The 12,095-nt window shown below is 71.5% G+C and carries 8 protein-coding genes and 1 pseudogene; 4 read left to right on the top strand and 5 right to left on the bottom strand.

All coding sequences use genetic code 11. The features are described from left to right. Positions 1 to 3: 3 nt before the first annotated feature. Positions 4 to 501, bottom strand: a pseudogene (locus tag ACGF5O_RS22990) (STAS domain-containing protein); the annotation flags it as partial. Positions 502 to 616: 115 nt separating this feature from the next. On the opposite strand from ACGF5O_RS22990, the gene ACGF5O_RS22985 reads away from it, so the two are divergent. Together ACGF5O_RS22985 and ACGF5O_RS22980 are read left to right on the top strand one after the other, a co-directional pair. After that, positions 617 to 2,299, top strand: a complete 1,683-nt coding sequence (locus ACGF5O_RS22985) for an ABC transporter permease (protein WP_393811732.1) — start codon at positions 617 to 619, stop codon at positions 2,297 to 2,299. Positions 2,300 to 2,335: 36 nt separating this feature from the next. Further along, the gene (locus ACGF5O_RS22980) at positions 2,336 to 3,709 is read left to right on the top strand and encodes a nitrate/sulfonate/bicarbonate ABC transporter ATP-binding protein (protein ID WP_393811731.1); all 1,374 of its coding nucleotides are present in this window, start codon (positions 2,336 to 2,338) and stop codon (positions 3,707 to 3,709) included. Between the two features lie 3 nt (positions 3,710 to 3,712). Here the strand turns inward: ACGF5O_RS22980 and ACGF5O_RS22975 are convergent, their stop codons facing one another. Then, on the bottom strand, positions 3,713 to 4,123 hold the full coding sequence (locus ACGF5O_RS22975; RefSeq protein WP_393811730.1) for an ArsR/SmtB family transcription factor: 411 nt from the start codon (positions 4,121 to 4,123) through the stop codon (positions 3,713 to 3,715). A gap of 385 nt (positions 4,124 to 4,508) precedes the next feature. On the opposite strand from ACGF5O_RS22975, the gene ACGF5O_RS22970 reads away from it, so the two are divergent. Next, positions 4,509 to 5,081, top strand: a complete 573-nt coding sequence (locus ACGF5O_RS22970; RefSeq protein WP_393811931.1) for an NADPH-dependent F420 reductase — start codon at positions 4,509 to 4,511, stop codon at positions 5,079 to 5,081. A 25-nt stretch (positions 5,082 to 5,106) separates the two neighbouring features. Here ACGF5O_RS22970 and ACGF5O_RS22965 read toward each other — a convergent pair whose 3' ends face one another. The 3 genes from ACGF5O_RS22965 to ACGF5O_RS22955 all read right to left on the bottom strand — a co-directional run bounded on the left by ACGF5O_RS22965 (position 5,107) and on the right by ACGF5O_RS22955 (position 10,722). After that, the gene (locus tag ACGF5O_RS22965; RefSeq protein ID WP_393811729.1) at positions 5,107 to 6,351 is read right to left on the bottom strand and encodes an exo-alpha-sialidase; all 1,245 of its coding nucleotides are present in this window, start codon (positions 6,349 to 6,351) and stop codon (positions 5,107 to 5,109) included. A 283-nt stretch (positions 6,352 to 6,634) separates the two neighbouring features. Beyond that, complete coding sequence (locus ACGF5O_RS22960) at positions 6,635 to 8,806, bottom strand: TerD family protein (protein WP_393811728.1); 2,172 nt, start codon at positions 8,804 to 8,806, stop codon at positions 6,635 to 6,637. Positions 8,807 to 8,886: 80 nt separating this feature from the next. Then, positions 8,887 to 10,722: an FAD-dependent oxidoreductase gene (locus ACGF5O_RS22955; RefSeq protein ID WP_393811727.1), complete on the bottom strand. Its 1,836-nt coding sequence runs from the start codon at positions 10,720 to 10,722 to the stop codon at positions 8,887 to 8,889. Between the two features lie 48 nt (positions 10,723 to 10,770). Between ACGF5O_RS22955 and ACGF5O_RS22950 the strand changes: the two genes are divergently transcribed. Beyond that, positions 10,771 to 12,027 carry an ABC transporter substrate-binding protein gene (locus ACGF5O_RS22950; RefSeq protein WP_393811726.1) on the top strand — a complete coding sequence of 419 codons (1,257 nt, stop codon included), beginning with the start codon at positions 10,771 to 10,773 and terminating at the stop codon, positions 12,025 to 12,027. The last annotated feature ends 68 nt before the right edge of the window (positions 12,028 to 12,095 follow it).

Here is a 12,095-nt window from a genome sequence, read left to right as displayed (position 1 = left end):
CACTCATCGGACTGGTTCCTCGCTGGCGTCGGTCGTCTTCGGGCTCGTCTCCGGTGTCTTCTGCACAGGGGCGGCGGGCAGGACGCCGGCCAGCTCCAGGTGTTCGCGCGCGGCCCGGATCGCCTCGGGGGTGCTGGGGTACTCCCTGCCGTCCAGGCGCAGGAGGTCGAGCGCGCCCACCGAGTCGAGGACCCGGCGCTGGCCGGGACGTATCCCGGACGTCATGACGGCGATGCCGCGCCGGTGCAGCTTCCGAACGGCGTCCTTGAGGACGAGGGCACCGGTGGCGTCCAGGGTGGACACCCGGGACATGCGCAGGATGACGACCCGGACGTCGGCGACCTCGGTCAGCTCCAGCAGAAAGCGGTGAGCGGCAGCGAAGAACAGCGGTCCGTCGATGCGGTAGGCGACGATGTGCTCGGCCAGCAGCGCGTGCTCCTCCGCGCTGTGGTCGCCCCGGTCGAGGGGCACCTGGTCGAAGCGGGCCTGCTTGGCAGAGCGTGGTTGGAGGTCCCCTGTGATGCCGTTCCGGACACATACGCCCGTACCCACGCCAACGCCCACGCCCGCCACGCGGTCGTCCGTCTCCGCCCGCTTCGCCGGCCGCCTCCCGCGGATGACCTGGGTGGACATCGTGGTCGCGGCCGCCGTGCTGGTACTGCTCTACGTCACCCTCAGGGTGGGGAAGGGGACCACGGTCTCCTTCTCCACCGGCCGGTCCGTGCACGTGGACACCAGCGTCGGCGAGTTGCCCTACGACGCGGCCCGCTCCCTGCTCCGCATGTTCGTCGCGCTCGCCCTGTCCACCGTCTTCACCTTCGTCTACGCCTGTACGGCCGCCAAGTCCCGCCGCCTGGAGCGCATCCTCATCCCGGCACTCGACATCCTGCAGTCCGTCCCCGTCCTCGCCTTCCTGACGGTGGCCGTGACCGGGTTCGTCGCCTTGTTCCCCGGCTCGATGCTGGGCCTGGAATGCGCCTCGATCTTCGCGATCTTCACCTCACAGGCGTGGAACATGACGTTCAGCTTCTACTACTCCCTCACCTCCCTGCCCCGTGAACTCGACGAGCTGTCACGGTCGTTCGGATTCACCCGCTGGATGCGGTTCTGGAAGGTGGAACTGCCCTCCGGGATGATCGGCCTGGTGTGGAACGGCATGATGAGCTTCGGCGGCGGCTGGTTCTTCCTCGTCGCCTCCGAGGCCGTCACCCTCGGCCACGCGAACTACGCCCTGCCCGGCGTCGGTTCCTACGCCGGGGCCGCGATCGCCGCCGGCGACCTCGGCAAGGTCGGCTGGGCCATCCTCACCATGGCAATCATGGTGATCGGCGTGAACTTCCTGTTCTGGCGCCCGCTCACCGCCTGGGCCGAGCGTTTCAAGAACGAGCAGTCCGAGGCCGGCGAGGTCCAGAAGTCCTACGTACTGAACTTCCTGCGCCGCTCCCACTGGCCGCGGCTCCTCGCCCGCGCCCTGCGCCCCGCCGGCCAGGCACTCGGCCGCGCCGGCCGCGTCTTCGGCATCGACGACCGGCCGCTCACCGTCGACCGCACCCGCCGGCGCACCGGCGACATCGCCTTCGCACTGGTCGCCGGCGCACTGATCCTGTGGGGTCTGGTCGACCTCGGCCACTACCTCTACGACCGCACCGGCCTGGGCGTCTTCGGCGAACCGCTGCTGCTGGGCCTGGCCACCCTCGCCCGGGTCGTCGTCCTGGTGGCCGTGGCCACGCTGGTGTGGGTACCGATCGGAGTGAAGATCGGCTTCTCACCGAGACTGACCCGGATCGCCCAGCCCGTCGTCCAGGTCCTGGCGTCCTTCCCCGCCAACTTCCTCTTCCCGCTGGCGGTGTGGTTCTTCATCCGGACAGGGCTGACGATCGACATCGGCGGCATCTTCCTGATGGCCCTCGGCGCCCAGTGGTACATCCTCTTCAACACCATCGCCGGCGCCATGGCCATCCCCACCGACCTGCGCGAGGCCATGGACGACCTGGGCGTCACCGGCCGGCAGCGCTGGCGGCGGCTGATCATCCCGGGTGTCTTCCCGGCCTACGTCACCGGCGGCATCACCGCCTCCGGAGGTGCCTGGAACGCCTCGATCGTCTCCGAGGTCGTCGGCTTCGGCGGTACGACCCTGGCCGCGACCGGCCTCGGCGCGTACATCGCGCACGCCACCGAGTCCGGGAACCTCCCCAGGCTGATCGCCGGCGTCGCGGTGATGAGCCTGTACGTCGTCTCCCTCAACCGCCTCCTCTGGCGCCGCCTGTACCGGCTGGCCGAGACCCGCTACTCCCTCTGAACCTCCCCTTCCGCCGACACGCGCTTGGAGCCGGCCATGGCGACGAACACCCTCACCACCACTCAGGACGCCCGCCCCGCCGACGGCGAACCGCTGCTGGAGGCCGTCGGCCTGACCAAGTCCTACGCCGGCGCCGACGGCGAACTGCCGGTCCTGTCCGGCATCGACCTCCAGGTGCGCGCCGGCGAGGTCGTCGCCCTGCTCGGCAAGTCCGGCTCCGGCAAGTCCACGCTGCTGCGCTGCCTGGCCGGACTCGTACCCGCCAGCTCCGGCACCGTCACCTACCGGAACGCCCCGCTCACCGGCGCCAACCCGGGCACCGCGATGGTCTTCCAGACCTTCGCGCTGCTGCCCTGGCTCACCGTGCAGCAGAACGTCGAACTCGGTCTGGAGGCCAAGGGCGTCGGCGCCGCCGAGCGCGCGGAGGCCGCCCGGCAGGCCATCGACCTGATCGGCCTGGACGGCTTCGAGTCCGCGTACCCGAAGGAGCTGTCCGGCGGTATGCGCCAACGCGTGGGATTCGCAAGGGCGTTGGTGGTGGAGCCGGACGTCCTGATGATGGACGAGCCGTTCTCCGCCCTCGATGTCCTCACCGCCGAGAACCTGCGCGGCGAGCTGATGGAACTGTGGGAGTCGGGGCAGTTCCCCACCCGTGCCATCGTCCTCGTCACACACAACATCGAGGAGGCGGTGCTGATGGCCGACCGGATCGTCGTGCTCGGCGCCCGCCCGTACGGCACGATCCGCGAGGTCTTCGAGGTGGACCTGGACCGTCCCCGCGACCGTGACGCGGCGGCCTTCGAGGATCTCATCGACCGCGTCTACCGCACCATGACCGGCCGCCAGAAGGAGAGCCGCACCCCCGGTCGTGCCGGGGCCGTGGAGCTGGACAAGCGCACCCCCGCCAACACCCCGCTCCCCCGGGCCGGCGTGGACGGGCTGTCCGGCCTCGCCGAGATGGTGCTGCACCGCGGCGGGCAGTGCGACCTGGCCGACCTCGCCGACGACCTCGGCCTGGAGATCGACGACATCCTCCCTCAGGTCGACGCCCTCGACCTGCTCGCCTTCACCACGCTGACCGGCGACGACCTGCTGCTCACCGACACCGGCGACCGGTTCGCGGGCGCTGACGTGCAGGAGTCGAAGAAGATCTTCGCGGCGGCCGTCCTCAGCCACGCCCCTCTGGTCCAGCTGATCGCGCGCAGCCTGCGCCAGAACCCCGGGCGCGCCCTGCGGGCGGGCTTCTTCCGCGACATCCTCGCCCACCACTTCACCAGCGAACAGGTCGCCGCGCAGCTGGAGACGGCGACCGACTGGGGGCGGTACGCGGAGTTGTACTCCTACGCCGCGGAGCCGCAGGAGTACCGGCTCGACGAGAGCGACGAGGCGGCGGCCGCGTTCAGGCCGTAGTCCTCACTGCGCCGCCGCCGGCCGCGCGCCCAGTGCCCCGCGCACCGCGGCGGGCTGCTCCTGCGCGGCCGTGGCGGACGCCTCGCCTCCGCCGCCGGATCCCGGGGCGTCGTCGTCGGCGTCGGCCACCGTCTGGACCTCCTCCAGCAGACCCCGTACGGCCGCCCCCCGGTAGTAGATCCGGGTGCCCTCCCGCCGGGTGGTCACGAGCCCGGCCGCGCGCAGCTTCGCCAGATGCTGCGAGGTCGCGGCCACATGGGCGCCCAGGATCCCGGCCAGCTCGCTGACCGGGAGCTCACGGCCGCTGCTCAGCGCCCACAGCAAGCGGTAGCGCGAGGGGTCGGCCACCGCCTTGAGCACCGCGACCGCCCGCTCGGCGGCCTCCGCGTCCCACGCCCATTCTTGCGCATCCATGCAACTATGGTACCGGCGCACCCACACCACTCCCTCCCCGTCGGCCGGCGCGTGAACAGGAGTCCCGCCGTCCGGGACGAGTGGCCCGGGCTCGGCCGGGAGCTGGGCGCGATGGTCTCGGAGCCGACCGATCTGCCGCCGTCCCTGACGCGGGAGACCGGGAAACCAGCGGCCGCATGTGATCCCGTAGCTCGTCCGGCACGGCTCACGACGACATCCCGCACCGGACCGGACGCTCAACTCCCGCCTCGGACACGGCGGCCGAGGCCGATCCGTCTCACGGTGTCGGCCGCTGTCACGCCTCGAAGGTCGTCACCGGGCTGTCGTGGGGATGGCGTTGTCGATGAGGACGGCGGCGATGGCGGCGGCGGTCGGGAAGGACTCGGTGTTGAGGACTCGGGTGCGGACCGCGGCGGTCATGGGCCGTGATCAGGCCAAGGCCGCTGCCCTGGCCAACGCTCTCGGCGGCAGCGTCACGACGGGAGCGTGGGGTGCCGTCCCGGCCGGGGACATCGTCATCGTGGCCGTGCTGTACGACAGTGTCGTTCCGATCGTCGCCGAGTACGGAGACGCCCTGTCGGGCAAGACCATCATCGACATCAGCAACCCCTTCAATTCCGGGGGCGACGGGCTGGCCATCGGTGAGAGCACCTCGATCGCGCAGGAAGCCGCCAAGGCGGCCCCGGCCGACGCCCATGTGTTCAAGGCGTTCAACACCGTCTTCCGTCATGTCCTGGAGAAGGGCCGGCCGCTCGACGTCTTCGTCGCCGGTGACAACGCGCGGGCGAAGGCGGGCGTGGAGGCGTTCATCGAGAGCCTGGGGCTGCGCCCGCTGGACGTCGGCGGCCTGGAAACGGCGCACTGGCTGGAGGCGGCGAGCCTGGTCGAGATGGGCCTCGCCCGCCACGGGGTGGGGCACTGGGACCTCGCCCTCGGCGTCACCGAATTTCACGGCTGAGGCGCACCGCCCCCGGCCCGAGCCTCTACCGACCGCCGGCCGACAACTCCGTCAGGGGAACCCGCCGGAACTCGATCGATTCATACGCCGTCCGGACACCCGTTTCGTACAGGATGCCGACACTGTCGCCGTCAGTCCGAACGAGGTCCGAGTACCCGGCCTTCCGCGTGGACAAGGTCAGCGCCTTGCGGAAGGACCGCCCGTCGTCCGTACTGCTCCACAACGCCATCGCCGCGCGGTCGGTCGGTACGGAGGGCCCCGAGAACAGCAGGATCCCTTTCATCCCGGCCAGTTGCAGCAGGCTGCCCTCCACCAAGGGCACGTCGTTCAGCGAACGCTGCTCCGCATAGCCACGGTCCAGGGTCGCGCCCCCGTCGCTGGAGTAGGTGTCCAGGCGGTTCCCCGAGCTCGTGCCCTTCTGGTTCCGGGCGCTGAAATACAGTCGCCCGTCCGGCAGTTGGGCCGCCGTCGATTCGTTGGCGTTGTACACGCCCTCGTAGGAGTCGTCGACGAAGCCGAGGTGCCAGGACTTCCCTCCGTCGTCGCTGTAGATCGCGTGCGCCCCGTAGTACTTGGGCTCCTGGCCCGTGTCCGGCGATCCCGGAGGCGGCGCGGAGGAGTGGTTCGCCGGGACGACCAGGCGCCCCGCGTGGTCGCCCCGCGTCAGCGCGACGGCATGCCCCGGCCCCGTGGCGTACCAGCGCCAGCCCGGCTTCTTCACCGCCGACGTGATCTCGCGCGGGGCGGAGAAGGAGCGTCCGTCGTCCTCGCTGGTCTGCACGAAGACCCGCCGGCCCTGCTCGCCCGTGGCCTCACCGCGCAGAATCTGCGCCTCGGTGACGTCACCGCTGTGGTACGAGGTGACGAGCACGATGTTCCCCGTACGGGGATCGACGACCGGGGACGGGTTGCCCCGGGTGTTCCCGTCGCCCTTCGCGACGACTTGCAGCCGGCCCCACGTGCATCCGCCGTCCCACGACCGCCTGAGCACGACGTCGATGTCACCGTGGTCCGCCCTGCCCCCGACCCGGCCTTCGGCGAAGGCCAGCAGGGTCCCGCCGCTCGTGCGGACGACGGCGGGGATGCGGTAACTGCCGTAACCGCCCGCACCCGCCTCATACGGAACGGAGGAGACGCATCTCCGGCCCGGGTCGGCATCCGCGCTGTCGGCCCGGTCCGCCCAGGGCCGGACGGTGACCACGAGCACGGCGAGGCCGATCACGACAGCACCGAGCACGGACATACGACGGCTCGGGAAGAGACGGCTCATTGCTCTCCAGGTCAGCGGGACGACCCGGCCGAACCCAAAGGCGTGACCACGAAGCGACAACGCCTTCCAGGCGACGGGGAGATGAAGGAACGTCATTCGGAGGCGAGGAACTCGACGATGCAGGGAACCACTTCGTCAAGTACGTAGCCGCGAAACCTCCCGGCGCCCCCGGAAACGGGCGTCCCCCGGTCGAAGTCGGTGGCGAGGAAAGCGAAAGGGCTTGTTCAGTACAGGAATTGAGAAGGAAGCCCCTTCATGGCCTCGCCGGGGACAACGCTAGCACTCAGTCCGGGATCAGGTCGCGCAGGTTTTCGAGGGTGATGATCCGGGAGTCCGGGTGGAGTCCCTCGGGTCGTTCGAGGCCGATGTACGTGACGGGGTCGTGCGGGACCGGGTCGCCGGTCCACAGGTCGACGGTCGTGGTGCCGTCGGCCATCAGGCCGGCCAGGTACCCCACCGTCAGCTGCTCGCGCTCCACGACGGCGCGCACCAGCTTCGAAACGGACACCTGGTTCTCCTCGACGCGGTTGGCCGACGAGATGCCCTTCAGGTACAGGTGCAGCCACTTGGCGTGCCACCGGCCGTCGTCCCCGCGCCGGAACACCAGCGGCAGGGCCACCCGGCCCACCCCGCGCAGCTCCGACTTCATCCGCACGGTGCGCGGTTCGAACGGCCGGCCCTTCTGCTCGGCGTCGCGCAGCATGAAGCCGAAGAACGACTCCTCGACCTCCTCGAAGCCTTCGCCGGCGTAGATGTTGACCTGCGGGACGATGAACGTGCCGCGCACCCGGTCCAGGGACAGGTTGATGAACTCCGAGGCACCGTCGGGCGCCTCGGTGACGTCGCCCGAGTGCTCGCCGCCGACGGCGGTGAGAGAGGTGTAGGAGAGCCAGGAGTCGGTGCTGTAGTCGGCGTCGAGAAGCAGCGCCGACAGGTCGTAGTCGGTCCGGCGCTCGGCCTCTTTCCAGTACACGAAGAAGCGCAGTTGTCCGCCGTCGACCGCGGAGACCGACCCTCGCGGCAGCACGCCGAGCCCGGCCGCGGTCGCCCGGCCGCTGAGCGGAAGCGCCACGTCGACGACGTCGGGGTCGAGCAGCAGCCGGGCCGGTGCCGGGAGCCGGCGGCGCGTCTCGGCGTCGAGGGCGGCGATCAGACGGTCGCGGTCGGCGGCCGGCAGCGGCGCTCGGGCGTCGGGGGTCACCCAGGCGCGGCCCCGGCGGTTGACGAAGACCCGGGGCCGGTCGGTCTCCCGTGCCCGGTTGTGGAGGTGCTCGCGCACCGCGAGCACGACCCGGCCGGAGACGTCGGGAGCGACTTGCACCGCGGCGGCCACCACCGCGTCCCGTTCCTCCTGGTCGGCGGCGCTGCGCAGCAGGAGGTCCAGGGCGCGGAACAGCTTGCCGGGCGCGGACGTCAGCAGCTGCGCCGCACCGGGGACGTCGGACGCGTCGAGCAGCTGTCCGACCCGGCTGTCGAAGGACCGTGCCTCCTTCTCGCCCCGCGCGACCGCGAACACGTCGGCCGCGTGCGGCCAGCGCGGGTACTCGTGCGGGTGGAGGCGCTCGCCGAGCCGCTTGAACGGCTCCCGGTGCGCGTGCACGTCGGCGAGCTTGGCGGGGTTGGCGGCGACCACGGCGTCGAGGCCCGCGAGCAGGGCGCGGCGCACCGGCCGGGACAGCGCCCGGAACCGGGTCGGCTCCTGGAGGGTCACGTCGCCTTCCGACAGCGCACAGGCCAGCCGCAGCACGTCGGTGACGGTGTCCAGGAGGAGGTCCGCCCCGACGCCGAGCCGGGCCGCGTTGACGACCGCCCGGTTCTCCCGGACCGGGATCGCCGCCGGCTGCGGGCCGGGCGCGCACCGCTCGGCGAGGGTTCCGAGGTCGCGCAGGTCGTCCTCGCCCAGCGGGGTCGTGCTGCTGGCCAACGCCAGGTACAGATCGGTGAGTTCGTCGTCCAGGTCCCGGCCGAGGTACAGGACGGTGACCCGGTCGCCCGCGGAGGCGATCAGTTCGTCCTGCGCCGCGAGCATGTCCTCGTAGGTGTGCTGGTACCGGCCGTACGTGGGGAGGCCGAGCAGGTCCAGCACGCCGCGGCCGAGCTGGGCCAGCACGTTCTCGCGCGCCTTCCCGTCGGCGAGCGCCTGCGCCACGCACCGCATCCAGAACTCTTCGGTGTCCGGCACGTTCGCCGGGAAGTCGATGAAGTACGCGTTGTGCCGGACGTGGTCGCCCACCATCTCGCCCACGGTGCGCAGGGTCCGCCGGGCGGTGTGCACGACCGCGGCCTCGGACAGCCCCGACAGCCGCTCCAGCAGCTCCGCGGAGAGCTTGAAGCCCGCGGAGGCCAGCGCCGCGTCGAACTGCCGTGCCGCGACGGCGCCTTCCCCGGCGGAGCCCTTGGGGGAGGGAAGGCGGTGGGTGTGCCGGATGACCAGCGATTCGGGACTGTGCGCCATTCGGGGATGATCGCAGAGGTGCCCGAGCCGGTGCACAGGGGTTTTCCGCTCCGCCGCCGGACAACTCCTGCGGGCAACTCCTAGCCCAGGTCGAAGGTGTTGGGCAGCCCCAGCCGGTAGCGCAGCTCGTCGACCCGTTTCAGGGGCTCCAGCTCCGGTGGCCGGAACAGCTCCCAGACGTGGCAGCGCTCCGCGTCCGAACCGTCCGCGTCCAGGAGTGCGTTGACGGCGCGTCGGGCCGATTCGTTGGCGCCCTCCATGGTCGCCAGATCCACGTCGGTACGGATGTAGTCGCCCGCGAGGAAGAAGTTCGGCACCGCCGTGCTCGCCGAGGGGCGGTGGTAGAGCGTGCCGGTGGGGTGGACGAGGAGCTGTTCGCGGTTCTGCGGGTCGGGGCCGCCGAGGCCCGTCACCGCCGGGTCCATGAACCAGCCGAGCCGGTCCTCGTCCCTGAGCGTCGTCTTGCCGGAGTCGTTCAGGCCGTCCTTCAGCTGGGCCCACAGTTCGGCGACGATCTCGTCCCTGGTGCACTCACGGGCGGTCTTGCCGTACAGGATGCCGGGCTTGTCCCACTCGGAGATGATCGTGGACAGGCACTCGTGGGCCTGCCCGTCCCCGTAGTCGCGCGCGAAGTCCCGTACGTCCCAGAACTGGGACTGGCCGATTCCGGTGACCGCCCAGGGCGAGTCGAGGCAGTTGATGTGGCCGTGCACGACGGGGGTGGGCGTGCGCAGGTAGAACATCACGCCGGTCATCCAGTCCGTCTTGAGCGCGTCGCACCGCCCGAGCTGCGGGTCGGCGGCACGCAGGGCCGGGCCCCAGGTCACACGCGCGTGCTCGACCGGGAGGGCGGAGACGTAGTGGTCGGCGGTGACGGTGCGCTGCCGGCTGCCGTCGCGCGCCGCGACCTGTACGCCGGTGACCCGGCCGCCGTCGTACACCACCTCCCGGACCTCGGTGCCGAGCACGAACTCGACGCCCAGGGAGCGCAGATGTGTCTCCCAGGGGTCGATCCACGCCTCGCTGGTGGGGGCGTTCAGCACCCGGTCGACGTCCGCGTCGCCGTCCATGCCGCGGCCGAGCAGGCCCCACAGGATGAGGGCCTCGATGATGACGCGGCCGACGGTGCGGGTGGAGGCGACCTCGGCTCGGGTGGCGACGAGGTTGCGGGTCTGGCCGATGCCGAGGAGCACCTGGTACTCGCGGCTCATCTCGCCGGCCCGGATGAAGTCCCACCACGCGACCTTCTCCCACTGGTCCTCGCGGCGGGCGTCGCAGCTGGTGAGGTGGACCAGGAGGCGGTCGGCGAAGTAGGCGGCCTCGTGGGCGGGCAGGTGGGTGCCGAGGTCCAGCACCGACAGGACCTGGTCGCGGATCCAGGACGGGGTGAGGTCGCCGGGGGCCGGCGGGGTGGTGGCGCGGCGGAGCGGGAAGTGCAGGTCCGGGCGGCCGGAGTCGCGGGCGAACAACTCCTCCGTGCCGTTGCGGAGGTTGCCGCGGACGCCGTTGGTGCTGCCGGGGAAGGGGATGCGGCGCATGGTGTCCGGCAGGTTCCGGTAGAAGCCGGGGAAGAAGCGGAAGCCGTGCTCGCCGGGAAGCGGCCTGCGGCCGTCCGTTCCGGTCCCGGGGACGTCCATCGAGCGGGCCTTGCCGCCGAGGGCGTCGTAGTACTCGTAGACCGTGACCTGGTAGCCGCGTTCGGCGAGTTCGTGGGCGGCGCTGAGGCCGGAGACCCCGCCGCCGAGGACGGCGACGCGCCTGCCGGAGTCGGCCGCGGCCGCGCTGCCGGCCGCCCCTAAGACCCCGACCGCTCCCCCGCCCACGGCTCCGGCGACCACTCCCCCGCCCGCCGCCAGGAATCGCCTGCGGCTGTGCCCGCCGTGCCCCTGAGACTGCTGCGCGTGTTCCGTTGTCATGAGAACCGGAGAGTAGGGAGGGGCTCCGGCGGCCGGAAGCCCCATTACGTGTCACCTACAGCATCCTCACAAACACCTGGCGAAGCTCGACACACAGGACTTGCTGCATATGAGGCCAGGTTCCAGGACGGCACCGAGGTCACCCCCGAGGCCGTCGCCGCCGCGCTCACCCACGCCGCCGACGCCGAGCCCGCGCCCGCCGCCCTCTCCGGCGTCCGGCTCACCGCGGTCGCCGTCGGCGACGACCGGGTCAGGGTCGGCACCGGCACCGCCGACCCGGTGCTGCCGCTGCGGCTGACCAACCCCGGTCTCGCGGTGTTCTCCGCCGAGGCGTACGCGCGCAACGGCAAGGTGAACCCGGTCGGCACCGCCACCGGCCCCTTCGAGCTCACCCGGATCACCGGTGACACGGCGGCCGCCCTCGACTGCTTCGACGACTACTGGGGCGGCCGTGCCCAGGCGTCCGGGATCGACGCGAAGTACGTCTCCGACGGCACCGCCCGTGCCAACGCCCTGCGCACCGGCGACGTGGACATGGCCGAGGCGATCCCCGTCGCCCAGGTCGCCTCCCTGGACCAGGACACCGTCCACGAGATCGGCACCGCCCGGAACACCAGCCTGTACCTCAACACCCGCAAGGGCGTGTTCAGGGACCCGGGCCTGCGCGCCGCCGCCCGCGAGGCGATCGACACCTCCGCCGTCGCCAAGGGTGTGTACGAGGACTACGCCGAGCCCGCCCAGGGGCTGTTCGGTCCGGCCCTGACCTGGGCGTCCGGCAGGCGGACCGAGCCGACCGGCCGCGCGGAGGCCGCCGACGCGGAGGGCCGGCACATCACGGTCGCCACCTACGACGACCGGCCCGAGCTGGCGGAGACCGCCCAGGTGCTCCAACAGCAGCTGGAGCAGGCGGGCTTCACCGTGAAGCTGGAGGTGCGCACCTACGCGCGCCTCGAAAGCGACCTGCTGGCGGGGAAGTTCGACGCCGCCGTCGTCTCCCGGAACATGATGCTCGACACCGGCGACCCGGTCACCGTCCTGGCCGGCGACTACTCCTGCGACGGTTCCTACAACCTGTCCTTCCTGTGCGACAAGGAGGTCGACAAGCTGGTCGCCGACGCCCAGGCGGAGTCCGATCCGGCCAGGCGCCAGGACGCGGCGATGAAGGCGGAGGCCGCCGTCCTCGGCACCGACGCGGTGATCCCCCTCGTCCACCTCAAGGTCGTCACCGGCGTCGGCACGTCCGTCAGGGACGCCGTACTCGACCCGTACGAGCGGGAGTTCGTCGGCACCGGGACCCGGCGCTGAAGCCCGCCGCCGCACCCGGGAGGACCTCGTGCACCGCCGCCCTGCGCACCCTCGCGCAGGGCGGCGGC

Source organism: Streptomyces sp. NPDC048291 (assembly GCF_043201715.1).
Taxonomy (GTDB): Bacteria; Actinomycetota; Actinomycetes; order Streptomycetales; family Streptomycetaceae; genus Streptomyces.
Note: the sequence above shows the minus strand (reverse complement) of the source record. Positions and strands in the feature narration are given on the sequence as shown.

What these genes read in the sequence shown, in the direction of transcription:
- ACGF5O_RS22975 (WP_393811730.1), bottom strand. Translation starts at nt 4,123, where the DNA reads ATGGATGCGCAAGAATGGGCGTGGGACGCGGAGGCCGCCGAGCGGGCG.
- ACGF5O_RS22985 (WP_393811732.1), top strand. Translation starts at nt 617, where the DNA reads ATGACCTGGGTGGACATCGTGGTCGCGGCCGCCGTGCTGGTACTGCTC.
- ACGF5O_RS22965 (WP_393811729.1), bottom strand. Translation starts at nt 6,351, where the DNA reads ATGAGCCGTCTCTTCCCGAGCCGTCGTATGTCCGTGCTCGGTGCTGTC.
- ACGF5O_RS22980 (WP_393811731.1), top strand. Translation starts at nt 2,336, where the DNA reads ATGGCGACGAACACCCTCACCACCACTCAGGACGCCCGCCCCGCCGAC.
- ACGF5O_RS22955 (WP_393811727.1), bottom strand. Translation starts at nt 10,722, where the DNA reads ATGACAACGGAACACGCGCAGCAGTCTCAGGGGCACGGCGGGCACAGC.
- ACGF5O_RS22960 (WP_393811728.1), bottom strand. Translation starts at nt 8,806, where the DNA reads ATGGCGCACAGTCCCGAATCGCTGGTCATCCGGCACACCCACCGCCTT.